Genomic DNA, 17,707 nt, shown 5'->3' on the forward strand with positions numbered 1-17,707 from the left:
TATGACTTGTGGTCTTAGCAAGATGAGCGATAAACTTTATAAGCTTAGGTTTTCTCGCTTATTTGGTTATATATCGCTAACATAAAATAAAACAAACGCGCGATGCAAAAAACATTTCGTTGAGTAAACGCCATGTAAGGCTTATTAAGTATTTAGGGACGATATGAAAAAATGCTATTTAGCACTGGCTGTGTTTGGTTCCACTTTGGCTCTCTCTGTTGAAGCCGCGGGACCCAGACTGGTAGCTCATCACGACACCTATATTCTGCTGGCGAAATACAACCCTAACCCTCCTTCTTTAAATGAGTATTCAAGCGTTTTTGCTACGAAAGATGGCAGTGACGGTCAACGACTAGATAATCTTGAAGCAGAATTTCAAATTAGTGGCAAATTGATTGTCGCCGAGGGCATGTTAGCTAATCGTGATTATTTAAGCTTTGCTTATACCCAACAAAGCTTTTGGCAAGTCTACAACAAGCCATTCTCTTCTCCTTTCCGAGATACCAACTACGAACCCGAGCTTATTTATACATGGCGCCCTTCAGAGTTCGCGATAAGCCAAAATAAATTACACTTCCGTGCTGTTAGCATTGGTTATAGCCACAAAGCTAACGGCTCATATGATGAATTCGACCGCTCATGGGACAGAATTTACGCACAGTTAGATGCCAACTATGATAGTTGGCTTTTTCGCGTGAAACCTTGGCTACCCGTTGGTCCAGAAATCAACGCTGGCGAATCATTCACTGACTATTATGGCTATGGAGAGGTGTCTGTCGCTTATCTGTTTGGCGACGACCAGTGCAACCACGCGATTAAAGCGATGGGGCGCAACAACCTCAAGTCTGATAATAAAGGGGCGATTGATCTGCGCTTCTCCTACTGTATGTCTCCAACTATTTCGCTGTATGCTAAGTACTTCAACGGTTATGGCGAATCAATGATTGATTACAATATTCATAATCAATCTTTTGGTTTAGGGGTATCCTTAAATCGAATCGGCGACAGGCGAGAAATGGCATCGCAAAGCAGCAAATGGACCTTTGCCGGCATGAGCATATTTAGAGACAATTATATACTTCCCGTAAAGTACAACCCTTCACCTGCAGCGCCAGATCTAGCCGGAGGGCTTACAGGTGACACGCCCGAGAAAGTTGAGCTTGAGTTTCAGTTGAGTTTTCGACTCACGTTTCCTTTTACCCTATTTACCAGCAGTGACAATCTAAGCTTCGCTTATAGCCAGCAAACATTCTGGCAACCTTATGGCCGCGATGGAGATGCCATTAGAGAAACCAACTACGAACCAGAATTGTTTTACCAGTGGAATGCCCAGCAACAGCAGCAAGACAGTTCCGTGTGGCTTCCAGAATGGGTAAGGTTTGGATTCGTACATGAGTCAAATGGTCAAACTCAGATACGTTCGCGCTCTTGGAATCGTATCTATACCGAACTTAGCTTTGATGCCAAGCCAGTCACTATTGGCATTAAACCTTGGTACCGACTTAAAGAAGATGCCAGCGAAGACGACAACCCTAATATTGAAGATTATTATGGCTACGGAGAATTAACCGCAAATTGGCAAATAAACGACAATCATCGCTTAAGCTTGATGGCTCGCAACAATCTAAAAACAGATAATAAAGGTGCTATTGACGTGAGGTGGGCCTACCCAATCACCAAAGAACTGGCCTTATACTTAAAATATTTCAATGGTTACGGTGAATCGCTGATTGACTACAACAAACACAACCAAAGCTTAGGTATAGGCTTTGCGCTAAATAATTAATCGCGAAATAAACAAAGCCTATGTGTAGCAACATTCACTACACATAGGCAGTTGTGATTTTTTATAGTCTGAATTTTCCGATCATGTCGCTTAAATCACGATTGATTGTGGCGATATTTTCAGTTTCAACGCGTTGTAAGCTCCCTTCATTATTTAGTTTTTCAACCATGTCATGGATTTGGTGCATGCTTTTGTTGATGTCTTGAATAACCACATTTTGCTCATTAGCTGAGGTTGATACTTGTGAATTCAGTTCGTTGATTTTAGTAACAATAACGCTCATTTCCTGTAAATTATCAGAGGTATTAGCCGCCTCTCCTACCGTGTCGTTACAAGTGTGCTCAGTGCTACCAATAGAAGAGACAACTAACGACGCTTCATTTTTAAGTTTTGAAAGTGCGGTTTCAATCTCACTAGTGCTGGTTTGAGTGCGGCTTGCCAATGCACGAACCTCATCTGCAACTACCGCAAAACCACGGCCTTGATCGCCCGCTCTGGCCGCTTCAATGGAAGCATTCAAGGCCAATAAGTTAGTTTGTTCTGCAATACTACCGATCACCTCAACAATACTTTGAATACTGCTGGTCTCATTGTTCATGTTCTCTATGTTGCTAGAAGTTTCATGAATTTGTGCTGCCAGCGCTTGAATTTTTTGCTGGGTAGATTTGATAGTATCAATTGACAACTCACCCGTTTGATTGGCATCACTGGTATATTGCGCCGCAGAGCTGGTATGTTCGGCAACCATCACCGCGGTGTTTGATAACTCCTCTATGGCAGTCACAATTTGTGTTGTTTCACTAGAGTGTTGTACCAAAATTTGCTCACTACTACGACTATACTGTTGAAGTGTATTAACGCCATTAGACAGTTTTAATGTGGCATTATTGATATCAACTAACATGGTTTGTAATTGAGAAATAAAGTTGTTTATGCCCGACGCTATTTTGCCAATATCGTCGTCGTTATTGACCTCTAGTCGCTGTGTTAAATCGGCATTACCTTGGCCTAACTCAGTCACTAAGTCTCTCAGTTTATTTATCGGCTGATAGAGTTTATTCATGACAAACAGCAAAATTAACACCGATACGATCACTGCTAAAGCGATGATCATCGCTAACTTATAGGTTGCAGCCGTTAATGGAGCAAACGCCACGGCTTCATCTACAACCGTAACCACATACCACTCGTTGTCGCCAAGTAATGGTATTTTCTGACTAGCGATCAAAGTGGCAATGCTTTCAATTTCAACGGTCTCAAACGATTCATCTCTACCAACCACCGCAGAAAACACATCGAGCAAATTTTCACTTTGCTTAATATTGTCTTTCTGGTTTATAAAACGGGTATTCGAAGCGAGTACCAAGCCCTGCTTGTCGATGATAAAGCCAGTGGCACCCTCAATCTCACTTAAAGAATCTAGTTGCTGCTGTAATTGGTCAAAGCGCAGATCAGCCATGATAATCCCATCTTGAATCGGGTGCATTACGCCCACCATCGGGATCCCCTCTGAGCGAGTGAAAAAAACATCACTCAAAGACAGTACACCATTACGTTTGCCTGCTTGATACCAAGGTCTTGAACGAGGATCGTATTTACTCGGAATGCCAACGCCATCAGGAAATGACTCAGAAGCTTTAGATACAAAAGACGAACCATCATCAAAACCTATAATAACTTTAACTACTCCGCCTAATTTTGCAGTGTATTGAGTCATCTTTACATGGTCGTTGCTATGTTCACCTTGCTTATACAAAGCTGCTAGCTCAGTTACCGCAGCAGTGGTTCTACTAAAGGAGGCCTGAATCTCACTCACCTTAGTATCAATTGTATGATGTATATCATCTGTTAAGCCGAGTGTTATTTGCTGTTTTAATAGGCTATAAGACAAATAACTACTTACTAAAAGCGATAAAATCATCAGACTGGTTATTGCGGTTAATAGGCTAGCCTTAAATCCCAATTGCTTCATAGATCCTCTCATTTGTATTATTATATATCCAGCAATTGTATATCGGATAACTGTTGAAATACTGCTAACTTGCTCAATAAAATGACATTACACAACGATGATTTTTAAACATTCTTTGACATTGTTAACATAATGTCAGCTTAATAATCACCACACCTAGCCAAACAATGTATGGATACATGAAGCTCAAACGGCAGATATGAAAAAGCTCTAAAGGGCTAACCTTTAGAGCTTCTGAAAACGAAGAATTAGCGTTGTTAACTTAAGTCGATAGCTTTAACCAACTCCGCAATGGCATCCCAGTTTTGATCTTTAATTAAATTGGCCGGTACCATCCACGTACCACCGCAAGCAAGAACTGCATTAATGCTTAAGTAGTCGTTAATGTTTTTTACTGATACTCCGCCCGTAGGCATGAACTTAACAGGATAAACCGCAGTCAATGCTTTCAACATGCCTACGCCGCCAGAAGGCTCAGCAGGGAAAAACTTCAAGGTATCTAAGCCCATTTCCATCGCTTGCTCAACCAACGAAGGGTTATTTACACCTGGAATAATTGGCATATTTCGTTGTTGGCAGTAAAGAACGGTGGTCGGGTTAAAACCTGGGCTTACAACAAAATCTACACCCGCATCAATAGCTTGGTCTACTTGCTCACTCGTTAACACCGTACCAGCACCGATTAACATATCAGGGTAGGCTTCACGCATATTGGCAATGGCTTGGGCTGCAGCAGGAGTTCTAAACGTAATTTCGGCACAAGGTAAACCGTTATCAACCAATACTTTTGCTAGCGGTACTGCATCATCGGCGTTATCAATGGCAATAACAGGAATTACTTTAAGCTTCTGAAGTTGTTCATTTAATGTCATTTTTCTATCCTAATAGTTATACCGCATCTGCGGTAGATAATAGCTGAATGGTAGGCATGTGCTTAGCATCAATAATGGCACCTTTATGCTGTATAACGGTTCCTGCCATTTTATGGCCGGTTAACGCTGCTTGTTTAGCGTTAGCACCTTGCAGACGAGCCGCCAAATAACCTGCTGCAAAAGAATCCCCTGCTGCATTAGTATCCACTACATTGGCTACCTTGGTGGCAGGCACACTAATAGCACCCTCTTCAGTGACAATTAGGCAGTCTTTGCTGCCACGCTTTATCACCAACTCACTGACACCTAGCGCTAAGGTACGTTCAATACATTGTTCTATGTGTTCATCACCATAAATAGCTTGCTCGTCATCAAAGGTAAGCATCGCTGTATGAGTACAAGCTAAAATTTTTGCGTAAGCATCAATCGCCTGTTGCTTACTTTGCCAAAGTGCTGGTCTAAAGTTGTTATCAAACATTACTTTAGCTCCATTAGCTTGGCACTGAGCTAAAACATGGTAAAGTTTCTCGCGCATCGCTTCAGAGAGAATAGCGACACTGATCCCCGATAAATACACAACATCGTAAGCATACAATTGTTCTAACAATGCATCACTTACATTATCCAGCCAGTATTTGGCTGCAGAATCATTTCGCCAGTATAGAAAGCTACGCTCACCGGTCTCATCAACCTGCACCATGTAAATACCTGGTAATTTATCACTCAACCTCTGTACCAATTGAGTGTCAATTTGCTCTTGATGCCATATAGCAAGCATCTGGTCGCTTAATTGATCGGTACCTAAGGCAGTAACATAACTCACGGTAGCACTGTTCACTAACCGCGAAAAATATACCGCTGTATTTAAGGTGTCACCACCAAAGCTTTGGCGTAAGCCCTGCTGTTGCTGTTGTAACTCAACCATGCATTCGCCAATAAAAGCGACTTTTAACTCAGTCATCAATGTTTCCTCTTAAGCCAAGAAATCCTCACGCGGGGGTGAGAAACAATCTACTAATACACTGCCTTCTTCAAGCGCCACGGCCCCATGCATAAAGGTTTTTGAAGCGATATAGGCATCGCCTTTTTTAACAATTTTCTTTTCGCCGTTAACTTCAGCTTCAAAGCTGCCTTCAGCAACGTAACCAATTTGATCATGAAGTTCGTGAGCGTGAGGTACACCAATGGCACCCTTCTCAAAGCGAACATGAACAACCATTAACTGCTCTGTATAACCGACAATTTTACGGGTGATGCCATCGCCAAGGTCGTCCCAAGTGGCTTCTGCTGAATTAAAAAATGCTGTCATAGTGTTTCTCGTTATTATCTAATTGTACTTACTGTCTATCAATAGATAGACGGCTATCTAATTATCGAATCGCAAGGCCGCGCGCGACCTTGCTGCTCGATTGTTGTTAATTGAGTTATTCAGTTGCAGATTCAACGGTTAAGGTTTTATTAGGTTTACGTGCTGCTTGAACCAACAGTATCCCCGCCGTTAACACGATAGTTCCACATAATACGAATAAAGCTCTGCCTGATATGTCGTTTGGAATCAAAGCCATCGCGATAATTCCGAAGCCTGCTACGCTAATGAGGTTGCCCAACATTGAACGTTGGCGAGTATCAAGGTTTTGTTGCTCTTCGCTTTCTGCATAAACCGGCGTATTCCAATCACGAAATAGTTCATCAACCTCAGCTTGACGCTCAGGTGTGCGGCCACGGTAGAACTTGGTTGTTGCAAGGAAGAATCCACCGGTAACAATTACGTGTGCAGCCAAGCTTAAGCCAACTTTAAGGTCTGCCCATTCGCGGCTTGTTAGTTGCTGCTCTAAACCGAACCAATTTTGGATATCATCTGCTGTAAGTGCCACACCGAATACGTAAGACACCACACCACCAACTATCAAGGTGGCCCATCCAGCCCAATCAGGCGTGTTACGCACCCACATGCCTAATAACACAGGAATTAACATTGGGAAGCCAATTAGAGCACCAATGTTCAACACAATATCGAACAAACTTAAATGACGTAATGAATTAATAAACAAGCCTATTGCGATAATCACAAAGCCCATAAATATCGTGGCTAACTTACTCGCTACAATCAGCTCTTTTTCACTGGCCGCTTCTTTACGTACGATCGGCGAATAGAAATTACGTATAAAGATGCCTGCATTACGGTTTAAACCTGAATCCATTGAGCTCATCGTAGCCGCAAACATTGCCGACATTAACAAACCTACCATGCCCGCAGGCATCACATTTTGAACAAAGGCTAAATAAGCTGCATCACTGCCACCCACCGAGCCATAAGCTTCGGCAAAGTCAGGCATGAACGCGTTCACATACCAAGGCGGTAAGAACCAAATTAGCGGACCAACAATCATTAAGATACAAGCAAGACCTGCAGCTTTACGCGCATTGTCACTGTCTTTGGCACACAAATAACGGTAGGCATTAATGCTGTTATTCATGACACCGAATTGCTTAACAAAGATGAACACGATCCAAAGTAAGAAAATACTAATGTAGTTTAAGTTACTGCCTACAACGAAATCGCCATGGAAATTACTAACGATATTGGTTAAACCGCCGCCATGGAAGTAAGCGGCAATAGCACACGTAATTGTCACAGCCATAATCACTAACATCTGCATAAAATCAGAAGCTACAACGGCCCAAGATCCACCAGTTACGGCCATAATCACGAGTACTACACCGGTAAAGATAATGGTTGTTTCCATCGGGATGTTAAATACGGCGGCAACAAAAATGGCTAAACCGTTCAACCAGACACCCGCAGAAATCAAGCTGTCAGGCATACCTAACCAAGTAAAAAACTGCTCAGAGGTACGGCCAAAGCGCTTTTTAATCGCCTCAATGGCCGTAACAACGCGAAGCTGCCTAAACTTAGGTGCGAAATAAATGTAATTCATAAAATAGCCAAACGCGTTGGCCAAGAACAAGATAACGATGGCAAAACCATCGGTAAATGCTTTCCCTGCTGCTCCAGTAAAGGTCCATGCTGAAAATTGAGTCATAAATGCTGTCGCACCTACCATCCACCACAGCATTTTACCGCCGCCTCTAAAGTAATCACTGGTGGAAGAGGTAAAAGTACGAAACATCCAGCCTATCGCAATCAAAAATACGAAGTAGGCTAGTACAACAACGATATCAATACTCATAACTGCCTCTGAAGGTTAATTGAAACTGAAAATTAAAGAACAGACGTAGTTTAAAAGCAATATCATTTTATTGTAATACAAAAGCACATTATATGTGATGGAGATCGAATTGTTTTTAATTGTCAGAAAAGTTATTTGCAATCAAGTACCGTATAAGCCCCGTATAAAAGGGCTTAGAGACAGCTCGAAGCTCCCTGTTAGATATATTGTGAGTAAGCTCACTCTTTTAAATCTTTATGCTGACTAGTTGGGCTATTTGTATTACTTTATAGCCAATAGATATGAGTATTACGAGGTTACAATGCTTGAGAACGTAAATGCAGTGTTAATGAGTCATCACGAAATATTAGATATGCGTAATCAACTGGGGCGCGATAGCTTAATGGGTAAAACCTTAGCTAGCATGATTAGCGATACCCAAACTTACATGGCCAATCCTATTGAAGTGCCTGGACACGGTGAAGCTGGCGGGTATGAGCATAACCGCCACAAACAGAACTACCAGTATATTAACCAAGCAGGCCGCCTATTTCTAATTACAGGTGAAGACCAATACGCTCATTACGCAGCTGATATGTTAAGTGAATACGCTGACAAATATTTAGGTTTTGGTTTCCATATTCAGCGTAATACTAATCCTCCTGGGCGCTTGTTCCACCAGATCTTAAACGAACACGTTTGGCTTTTATATGCCAGCCTAGGATACAGCTGTATTAAACATTGGTTAAACGAAGAACAGCGCCAACACATCGAAGGCCAGTTATTTCAACCGATGCTGGACATGTTCACCGACAAATATGGCTTCGACTTTGACCGCATTCATAACCATGGTTTATGGGCTGTAGCCGCCGTCGGTATATGTGGGCTCGCCATTGATAAACCCGAATACATAGAGATGTCAGTGCATGGCTTGAAAGGCGATGATGTGACTGGCGGTTTTCTTGCTCAAATTAGCCAACTATTTGCTCCCTCTGGCTACTATATGGAAGGCCCCTATTATCACCGTTACGCCATTAGACCACTGTGTTTATTTGCCGAGGTATTACACCGCCACCGCCCAGAACTAAATATCTTTGAATATAAAGATCAAGTCATCGGCAAAACCATAAAAGCGATGCTTGCTACCGCCTACCCTAATGGCGTATTCCCTGCGCTAAATGATGCTTCATTATCAATGGATATCAAAGATCAAGGCGTGGTGGTTGCCGTCAGCTTAGCCTACAAACATTACGGTCATGATGAACGCTTATTAGCTATGGCACAGATTCAGCAAGGCGTTTGGCTACATAGTTGTGGCTTATCACTTTCCGATGCTTATGAGCAAAGCACCAACCCAAGCCTGCCACACTGGCCAAGCGTAGAGTTAAACGAAGGCCCCAATGGCGACCGAGGAGCTCAAGGTTTTGTTCGTATGCAAAGCAAAGGTGGTGACGTTAGCCAGTTAGTGATGAACTATGGCCAACATGGCATGGGCCATGGCCATTTTGATACCTTGGGTATTAGCTTCTTTAACCGCGGCCAAGAAGTATTAAAAGAATACGGATTTGGTCGCTGGGTAAATGTTGAGCCTAAATTTGGTGGGCGTTACCTAGACGAAAATAAATCTTACGCACGCCAAACCATAGCCCATAATGCAGTAGCGGTAGATCAATGCTGTCAAAATAACTTTGACGTTAAGTTAGCCGACAGCAAACATGGTATTCCCCATTTCTTTAATACTGACAATCAAGACTTACAGGCCGTCAGTGCCTTTGCCGATGATTTCTACCCCGGCGTTCAACAACAGCGCAGTTTAGTACTAATTAACGATGAAGCCCTTGAAGCTCCCTTGCTAGTTGATGTATTCCGTTTAAGCAGCGAACAAGAACATATCTACGATTACGCCCTGCAATACCAAGGGCAAATTGTACGCTGCAATAGCGACTACCAAACCCACACCGAATTAGCCCCAATGGGTGACAATTATGGTTATCAACACCTGTGGAATGAAGCGCAAGGTAAAGCCGCGGATAACAGCTTAGTTAGCTGGCTACAAGGCAGCAGTTATTACTCGTGGATTAGTGCGAGTGAAACCAACGATGAACTGTTTTTTACGCGTGTTGGCGCTAACGACCCACAATTTAACCTGCGTAACGAAACCAGTTTTATCTTACGCCGTAAGGCTAAATCTACGGTATTTGCTAACGTATTAGAAACCCACGGCTACTTTAACGAAGCGGTAGAAGCAAGTACCAATGCTCGCGGTAAAGTAAACCAAGTGACGGTGATTGTTAGCAATGACATCGGCAGTGTTATTACTGTGCAGGGGGAAGGCATCAACTTCACGATTATGATAAGTAATCAGCGCGATGTTACACCCAATACACAACACTCTATTGAATTTAATCAACAAACCTATTGCTGGCAGGGATCTCTGGCTTTACTAAAGAACCGAGGTTAATCATGACTTACCAACCCTTATTGATCAGCTTTGAAGAAGCAAAAGAGCTCGCTAAGCACCTAAATACCGACACGCTAATCGGCCAATCGATTGCAGCCGAAGTGGCCGCTTTAGAAGCTTACATGCCTATTGGCATTGAGATCCCAGGCCACGGTGAAGCTGGCGGTTACGAACACAACCGCCACAAGCAAAACTACATCCACTTGGATTTAGCGGGCCGTTTGTACTTGATTACCGAAGACCAACGCTACCTTGATTATGCGCGTAGCATGTTGGTTGAATATGCCAAGGTGTACCCTACTTTAGAACTAAACACTAGCCGAGATTCAAATCCTCCTGGGCGTTTATTCCACCAAACGCTGAACGAGAACATGTGGATGTTGTATGCCTCATGTGCTTATTCGTGTATTCGCCATAAACTGCCTGCTGACGAACAAACACTGATCGAAAACGATCTGTTCAAACTAATGATTGAGCTATTTGTTGATGTATATGCGCATGATTTCGACATTGTACACAACCATGGTTTATGGGCTGTTGCAGGTGTAGGCATTTGTGGTTATGCCATTCAAGACCAAGCCAGTGTAGACAAAGCAATGTATGGCTTAAAAGGCGACAGTGTAAGCGGTGGCTTTATTGCTCAACTTACTCAACTGTTTTCGCCAGACGGCTATTACATGGAAGGCCCGTATTATCACCGTTTCTCACTGCGCCCTATTTTCTTATTTGCCGAAGCTATTGAGCGTCGCCAACCAGAAATAGGCATTTACCAGCTTAAAGACCAAGTAATTAAAACCACCACCTATGCTGTAATGGCGACAGCCTTTCCAAATGGTGTATTACCAGCGTTAAATGATTCATCTAAAACCATGGACATCAACGACGAGGGTATCTTAATCGCTACCAGCATGTGTTTTAGCCGCTATCAACGTGATGCCAACCTAGTAGCAATGGCCAAACATCAAGCTAAAGTATGGGTTCATGCCTCAGGTGCAAGTTTGTCTGAAGCCAGTGACAACGCCGACAACATTGGTGGCTTTAACTGGGGCAGCTTAATACTCAGCGATGGCGCCGAAGGCGACCGTGGCGGCGTAGCTATTTTGCGTCACCGCGATGCAACACAAGACGACAGCATGGCACTATTGTGGTTTGGCCAACATGGCAGTGACCACAAATTGCACTCTGCGCTAGACCATGGGCACTTCGATGGTTTGCATTTCAACCTATTCAACCGTGGCCAAGAAGTCCTGCATGATTACGGCTTTGGTCGCTGGGTAAATGTTGAGCCTAAGTTTGGTGGTCGATACATCCCTGAAAACAAAAGCTACGCCAAGCAAACTATTGCTCACAACACTGTAGTGGTTGATTTTCAAAGCCAAAACCAAGGCGATACCGCCACCGCCGAAGAAAAATGGGGCGAGAAACACTTCTTCGTTACCGGCGACAGCAAGCTACAGGCCATGAGTGCGATAGTACGAAACTACTACCCAGGGGTAGACCAGCAGCGCAGTGTGATTATGTTTGAAGCTGAAGGTTTCGCCAAACCATTAGTGCTAGATTTATTTCGCTTAGTCAGCGAAGAACAGCACAACTACGATTACACCTTACATTATTCAGGTCAGTTTATTCGCAGCGACTTTAACTACGAATGTAACGCCCGCTTAAAACCCCTAGGTGATAGTAATGGTTACCAGCATTTGTGGAACCAAGCTAGCGCAGAAGTAAGCGGTTCTAGCTTAGTCACTTGGTTGCAAGGCAACAGTTACTACTCAATGATTAGTTCAGCAGTAGACAATAGCCAAGTGATTATGGCGCGCACTGGCGCTAATGACCCAGACTTCAACTTACGCAGCGAACCTGTTTTGATATTACGTCAACAGGGTAAATCACATCTATTCGCAAACGTTTTTGAAACGCACGGTTATTTCAATGAAGCAATTGAAGCAAGCACCGATGCGCGTGGACAAGTTGCATCTGTAGAAGTATTGGCACATAACAAAGTAGCATCGGCAGTAGCTATTCATTTGCTGTCAGGAAAGCAAATTTTGGTTTGTGTATCTAACCAAGCCAACGTACAAGAGGCGACCCAACACCAATTAGAGCTTAATGGTGAAACGCTTCGCTGGAGTGGTCCTATACTAGTGAAATAAGCTTGCTGGCTTATTTATTTGGCCCCGCATCGCGGGGCTTTTTTGTGTTTAATAATCAGCAAACCTAAGTCTCAAATCATTGGCAAACAATACTTAGCGGTCATTCACATCTACTTGTATGTCATATCGTGTTTCTTAAGGCTACTGTAAATAGCTCTCGACACTTCGCCAATAGCACTCGACATTTCGCCCCTGCAGACGGTGCCATGATGGGCAGGAAGGTGTTGGTACATCGTCAACAAGTAACAATACCCTACTCCACAAAATCAGCCGCAATAAGACTAAGTCGTTTAGCTATCTTAGTGGCTGCAGATTTCCAAACAGCACTGACAAGGGGCATTATCGGTGTGGGTTTAGTCATCGAGTGTGTTAGGTGAACGACAATGTACGCCACGAACAATATTCGATTAATGTTGTGAGTAACACCGACATTATTTCACCGTATTAAGCAGGTTATTCTGGCCAACTAGCCAAAACCGAAAGTACAAGCGTTACAAAGTTGGCAACAAATAGATGCCGAAATCACAGAGTGAGTTCGGCATTGAGATGGGGGGAATGGAGCGATTAACTATAACTATGCAGCATTATTTGAAGGCAAACGGTGATTGCTATTATTAAGTAACGCTAAGTTTGCTTCACGTGCTTTGTCGGCATTGCCTATCATTATCGCATCATAGATAGCTTTATGTTCTTCAATACAGGTGCCACCCTCTTTAGATGAATGGTCAATAAAGCCCACAAACATAGTACGTAATACGTTCGCGAAAGGAATATAGAAACTATTGCCGGTAGAGAGGAAAACCAACCGGTGGAACTCCATGTCAACATCGGTCCACTGGTGAGTAACATCTTTACCGCTCGCTACGTCAGCCATCTTCTGGAAAACTTCAGATAACAACATGCGCTGCTCAGCCGTGGCATTTCTAGCTGCTAACGCTGCAGCTTCAGGTTCAATTGCCCGTCGTAGCGCCAAAAATTCTTGATATGAGCGCTCGGTATTTTCTAAGCCCATCATCCAATCTAATAATTGGGAATCGAGAAAATTCCAATATTCGCGGTCTCTTACTCTAGTGCCGATTTTTGGACGAGATTCGAGCAGACCTTTCGAGTTCAATAATTTAATAGCTTCTCTTAAGGCCGTTCTACTCACCCCAAACTGCTCGCAAAGGTCTAACTCACCTGGAATGATACTTCCTTGCGGTAATTGGCCGGATAGAATGCCACGAGCAATATCTCTGGCAACTTGTAAATGAAGGCTACGGGAAGAACCTTTGATTAAATCGAATTCATTAGACATGAAAAAACCCTAAAAAATAAATATTAGTAATCCCAGACTAATCAATCTGGGATTACTGCTACTCATTAAGTATTATTAATCCTACCTGATTTGCTCGCTATCATAAACAAAAAAAGCTAGCAATTGCTGGCTTGATCGCTTTATTTATAACACTTAAGGCCCTATTCAAAGGCCGTCCATTAGAAAGATAATCAATATTGCTTTACCTTGAAAGCTGCGAGAAATTAATGAAAGATATTACAATATGTTTACTGTTAGAACATAAATCAGGTTGTATATAGCGGTCAATCAAGCACAAACATAGCAGTGCATTCTACTTTGTGACCACCGAGCCAAACTTCAGTCTTAAAAACAAAAAGACCACACCGTTTACTGTGTGGTCTTTTAGAACTGGCAAGGATTACTATTAATAGCGTTTCTAGCCGCCCAAGCAACTAAATGCCTAGATACCTAAGGCTTGTCCGCCTCCGATTTGAACCGTTTCAGCAGTGATAAAAGAAGCGTTGTCACTGACCAAAAAAGCAATCGTAGAGGCAACTTCTTCGGGTTGGCCTAAACGACCGAGCATGATACTGTCTTTCCATGAAGCGAATACTTCGGGTTTACTTTCTTTTATTTGAGCGTGAAATGGCGTGTCAATGGTACCGGGCGACACAGCATTAACACGAATGCCCGCTGGCGCTAATTCCTTAGCTAAAGCACGCGTTAAGGTGTGAACTGCACCCTTAGAAACACCGTATATTCCTGCACCAGGACCACCGGCATTCCAAGCTGCATTTGATGTAAAGTTAATGATTGACGCATTTTCAGCTTTCTTTAAAAATGGAATGGCGGCGCGCGACACGAAAAAGGCACTGTCTAAATTAAGCGCCATCACGAACCGGTAGAATTCAGTGGTCATTTCTTCCATAGGGCTGCGGCCGCCTAGACCTCCAGCATTGTTCACTACGACATCAATTTTACCGAATTTTTCACCAATTTTAGTCACGTTTTCTGCCACAGCAGCATCGTCGGTCACATCAAAGCCATAGTACTCCGCTTCAATACCCGCAGCGGTCAGCTGAGCAACACGCTCGGCTCCCCGATCGTCTTCAATACCATTTAGTATAACGGTATAACCTTCTTGACCTAAGCGTTTAGCCACTTGGAAGCCGATACCACCGGTTGCACCGGTGATTAATGCGATTTTATTAGCCATATTTATGCTCTCATTGATTAGTTTATAGTGATCTCAATTAAAAGAGTAAGCCCTTTTAATCATATAATAAGATTATAAAACTATTTATTGTATTACAAATACCTAGATCACATTTTAAAAACTGTAACGTAAACCAATGCGGCTTCTAAGCTCTCTTTGGCTAGAGTTACTCGATACAGAAACGTCACCAAACTCCAACCACGGTGTCCAATCCCCCATTGAGTAATGAACGGTAAAGTTGTTTTCGTAATTGGTGCGGCCATTGTCAAACAGCAGATACTCAGGGTTATCTGAATAATAATAGTTGCCCTCTAGACCAAAGGCCCACTGTTGATATTTATACGCTATATTAGCGGTATAACGATGGCGATACTTATTGATATCTTCGCTAGGCTTTATATCTAAACGGTAACGCCCACTAAGCGAGAAGCCACTTAGATTCTCAGGGGTATAGGTAAGACGTAATTGCGGCTTATAAGTCGTGCCGGCGTCACTAAACTCAATAGGCATGCCAGGAATTAGTGCCCACTGGTCATTAATTTTGTAACGGTAACCGAGATCTATTTCTGATCCGTTTGACTGTAAATCTTCCATGAACTTGCCCTCTTCACCTTTAAATTTCAGCTCTAGCGCTAAAGCAAAATTGTTGTCAAAGGTGTGAGCCATTTTCACTCGGCTAGCATGTTGCTTTGTGTCACTTTTGTATTCGTGACGAAAGTCTACCGAAGTAGCTGCTGCATTGGCGCTGACGAAGCCAAGACTAGCGACCAACAAAACTAGGCTATTAGGTTTCATATTTCTCTCTATATTTAGTAATTATCAATTGTATTACAATACTATTTACAGGCGAGTCCAACTTTTTTTTGATGGTTTTGTGATCACTCATCAAGCAATTAGTTAAAGATTGCTTAAGATCACGAATTTTCAACGCGAAATCCCAGTTAAGCCCTATATTACAGAGCAAACATTTGGTGAAGAGATAAATGCCAGTGGGACTATATTCAAATAAACCAGCAATAATGCTGGTTATTCACATAAAATTAGTGCTAAAAACGGTGTTTTGGGGTCATTGATGGTTTATGACCACTTGTCGAAAGCTGGCTTCAAAAACACCACCATTGTTTTTGTCCACTTGGGGATATAGCCCCGCTTTAAAGTAATACTGCAGCGCTAACCAATCCGTACTTAAATCGACACCATTGAATTTCAGCGTTTGGCTGACCCCCCCTGCGGTAACTATCACACCGGTCGCTGTCATGGTAATGTCATAACTCCAATAATCAGTATTCACCACGCCTAAGTCGACACTAAAAGCACTGTCTTTTCCTGGTTGTTGATTTAAAATTACTCGTACAGGCCTGTCATAACCTTCCCACAATAGTTTAACCAAAGCTTGGTCAACATCTAATGCGTGTATCTGCCCGACGACGACTTTTGGTCGGGTGTTCGCCACGTAGTCGTCAATTTGTAGCACCGCAGACAACTGATGCTGCCCGCTAACAGGCCAAGTGCTCGCTGCATCACCATTACTTTCACAAGGAGACCATGTAAATAACTCTCTCAACTCTGAGCGCAGATAACTAGAATTCGGCGTAGAAACACCACCATTTAGAGGTACTCGAAAATGAAGCGCATCCTCGGTTACCCAAAAATAGTCATTAGACAAATCTTCATTCAGAGAGCTACCATCAAGGCTACAACCACCGGGAATTACCTCTGCGGCTCCGCTTCCCCCGCTACCAAAGTAGCTGTCTTTACTTTCTGGCAGGGTTAATTTCCATTGACTTAAGGCCCATGAACTATCAGGGTCAACCGGCGGCAAAACAACCGAATTGTCAGAGCCTGAACCGCACCCAGCTAACAAGCCCAGCGTTACGGTAAGCATTACAAGGTGAGCTACATTATTATTTGTCATTTTAGAACTCCCAAAAAAAACGCACTGCCTAAGCAATGCGTAAACCAACTAGGAAAAACTGAAAGGCTATGAACAATGAACTCACAATGTTTGGAATGTATACCCTCAGACAAATTAGCTTCAAGTATCTCAAAACGCTGGTCGGCGACGTTTCCATTTTCTATTTAAGCTTTATGAAATTCAAAATCAGAACATTCAATTTTTGATTGAGCTGTCAGTGACATAGCTGAGCAGCCCAATCAACTATATTTTAATCCTTGAAACGATAAAGGCTAGAATTATTTGTATTACATTACTACCAATATGAACTGAGTCACAAATGAATGATTTAAGTACGCTGATTGTGACATCTTGTGGCGCTTATTTTGCCACAACAAACACTGTTGGGTATTTGCCCTCCCAAACCAGAGGATCACCACTAACAACAGACAACCATGTTCAATTGCCGCTTCTCACCATTACCCGTTATAGGTGATATAGAAATCATATTTGCATTTTCCACGTTGAAGCTAATAGCAGTAACACGCTTGGTCATACCATCAATAAAGGCAGTGCTTTGTTATCGATAATGAGCTCTAGGGCTCTCTGTGGGCTATTGCAAGTGCAGCCAAGGCATAGGCGGTAACAATGTTGAAATAGGTAATAAGTCTAATTTTAGGGCCCCAGCTGTCTGGCACGCCCCCACTAAAAGTGCTCAGATTATCTGAAACATAAGTCGTCATAATACAAGCCAGGCGGCAAGAATCACGGCCAATACTGTCAGACAATTTTTATAAAGCCTGTCATATCAGAGTGGTTAACTATACTGCAGTTAAACAGCCAAATGACAAGAATTGAGTACCGCAAGAATGGTTAGTGGACTTTAGAGTAGCAGAAAAACAAGACC

Annotated in this window: 12 protein-coding genes; 3 read left to right on the forward strand and 9 right to left on the reverse strand. The window is 42.8% G+C overall.

Going from position 1 to position 17,707, the window contains the following annotated elements; all coding sequences use genetic code 11:
• The first annotated feature begins 163 nt into the window (after window positions 1–163).
• Entirely contained in the window at window positions 164–1,786 is a 1,623-nt protein-coding gene (locus ACVFI8_RS00995) for a phospholipase A (RefSeq protein ID WP_457872772.1), read from the forward strand.
• 61 nt (window positions 1,787–1,847) lie between these two features.
• Here ACVFI8_RS00995 and ACVFI8_RS01000 read toward each other — a convergent pair whose 3' ends face one another.
• The 5 genes from ACVFI8_RS01000 to ACVFI8_RS01020 form a co-directional block, all read right to left on the reverse strand.
• Window positions 1,848–3,758, reverse strand: coding sequence for a methyl-accepting chemotaxis protein (locus ACVFI8_RS01000; RefSeq protein WP_248715299.1), 1,911 nt, complete (start codon window positions 3,756–3,758; stop codon window positions 1,848–1,850).
• A 257-nt stretch (window positions 3,759–4,015) separates the two neighbouring features.
• Window positions 4,016–4,630, reverse strand: coding sequence for a bifunctional 4-hydroxy-2-oxoglutarate aldolase/2-dehydro-3-deoxy-phosphogluconate aldolase (locus ACVFI8_RS01005; protein WP_457872773.1), 615 nt, complete (start codon window positions 4,628–4,630; stop codon window positions 4,016–4,018).
• Between the two features lie 16 nt (window positions 4,631–4,646).
• Window positions 4,647–5,591, reverse strand: a complete 945-nt coding sequence (kdgK, locus tag ACVFI8_RS01010; RefSeq protein ID WP_457872774.1) for a 2-dehydro-3-deoxygluconokinase — start codon at window positions 5,589–5,591, stop codon at window positions 4,647–4,649.
• 12 nt (window positions 5,592–5,603) lie between these two features.
• Window positions 5,604–5,939, reverse strand: a complete 336-nt coding sequence (locus ACVFI8_RS01015) for a cupin domain-containing protein (protein WP_248715296.1) — start codon at window positions 5,937–5,939, stop codon at window positions 5,604–5,606.
• Between the two features lie 115 nt (window positions 5,940–6,054).
• Window positions 6,055–7,821, reverse strand: coding sequence for a sodium:solute symporter family protein (locus tag ACVFI8_RS01020; protein WP_457872775.1), 1,767 nt, complete (start codon window positions 7,819–7,821; stop codon window positions 6,055–6,057).
• 301 nt (window positions 7,822–8,122) lie between these two features.
• On the opposite strand from ACVFI8_RS01020, the gene ACVFI8_RS01025 reads away from it, so the two are divergent.
• Window positions 8,123–10,261: a heparinase II/III domain-containing protein gene (locus ACVFI8_RS01025; RefSeq protein WP_457872776.1), complete on the forward strand. Its 2,139-nt coding sequence runs from the start codon at window positions 8,123–8,125 to the stop codon at window positions 10,259–10,261.
• Between the two features lie 2 nt (window positions 10,262–10,263).
• On the forward strand, window positions 10,264–12,411 hold the full coding sequence (locus ACVFI8_RS01030; protein WP_457872777.1) for a heparinase II/III domain-containing protein: 2,148 nt from the start codon (window positions 10,264–10,266) through the stop codon (window positions 12,409–12,411).
• Between the two features lie 574 nt (window positions 12,412–12,985).
• Here the strand turns inward: ACVFI8_RS01030 and ACVFI8_RS01035 are convergent.
• The 4 genes from ACVFI8_RS01035 to ACVFI8_RS01050 form a co-directional block, all read right to left on the reverse strand.
• Window positions 12,986–13,708, reverse strand: coding sequence for a FadR/GntR family transcriptional regulator (locus ACVFI8_RS01035; protein WP_248715292.1), 723 nt, complete (start codon window positions 13,706–13,708; stop codon window positions 12,986–12,988).
• 442 nt (window positions 13,709–14,150) lie between these two features.
• Window positions 14,151–14,906, reverse strand: a complete 756-nt coding sequence (locus ACVFI8_RS01040; RefSeq protein WP_457872778.1) for an SDR family NAD(P)-dependent oxidoreductase — start codon at window positions 14,904–14,906, stop codon at window positions 14,151–14,153.
• 114 nt (window positions 14,907–15,020) lie between these two features.
• Complete coding sequence (locus ACVFI8_RS01045; protein WP_457872779.1) at window positions 15,021–15,701, reverse strand: oligogalacturonate-specific porin KdgM family protein; 681 nt, start codon at window positions 15,699–15,701, stop codon at window positions 15,021–15,023.
• Between the two features lie 271 nt (window positions 15,702–15,972).
• A complete protein-coding gene (locus ACVFI8_RS01050) occupies window positions 15,973–16,821 on the reverse strand; it encodes a polysaccharide lyase family 7 protein (protein WP_457872780.1) in 849 nt (282 codons plus the stop codon).
• Window positions 16,822–17,707 lie beyond the last annotated feature (886 nt).

The organism is Agarivorans sp. MS3-6, from assembly GCF_054112545.1.

Bases quoted from the DNA above. Each gene is read 5' to 3' on its own strand.
- ACVFI8_RS01015 (WP_248715296.1), bottom strand. From the start codon at position 5,939: ATGACAGCATTTTTTAATTCAGCAGAAGCCACTTGGGACGACCTTGGC.
- ACVFI8_RS01035 (WP_248715292.1), bottom strand. From the start codon at position 13,708: ATGTCTAATGAATTCGATTTAATCAAAGGTTCTTCCCGTAGCCTTCAT.
- ACVFI8_RS01005 (WP_457872773.1), bottom strand. From the start codon at position 4,630: ATGACATTAAATGAACAACTTCAGAAGCTTAAAGTAATTCCTGTTATT.
- ACVFI8_RS01030 (WP_457872777.1), top strand. From the start codon at position 10,264: ATGACTTACCAACCCTTATTGATCAGCTTTGAAGAAGCAAAAGAGCTC.
- kdgK (WP_457872774.1), bottom strand. From the start codon at position 5,591: ATGACTGAGTTAAAAGTCGCTTTTATTGGCGAATGCATGGTTGAGTTA.
- ACVFI8_RS01025 (WP_457872776.1), top strand. From the start codon at position 8,123: ATGCTTGAGAACGTAAATGCAGTGTTAATGAGTCATCACGAAATATTA.
- ACVFI8_RS00995 (WP_457872772.1), top strand. From the start codon at position 164: ATGAAAAAATGCTATTTAGCACTGGCTGTGTTTGGTTCCACTTTGGCT.
- ACVFI8_RS01020 (WP_457872775.1), bottom strand. From the start codon at position 7,821: ATGAGTATTGATATCGTTGTTGTACTAGCCTACTTCGTATTTTTGATT.
- ACVFI8_RS01050 (WP_457872780.1), bottom strand. From the start codon at position 16,821: ATGACAAATAATAATGTAGCTCACCTTGTAATGCTTACCGTAACGCTG.
- ACVFI8_RS01040 (WP_457872778.1), bottom strand. From the start codon at position 14,906: ATGGCTAATAAAATCGCATTAATCACCGGTGCAACCGGTGGTATCGGC.
- ACVFI8_RS01000 (WP_248715299.1), bottom strand. From the start codon at position 3,758: ATGAAGCAATTGGGATTTAAGGCTAGCCTATTAACCGCAATAACCAGT.
- ACVFI8_RS01045 (WP_457872779.1), bottom strand. From the start codon at position 15,701: ATGAAACCTAATAGCCTAGTTTTGTTGGTCGCTAGTCTTGGCTTCGTC.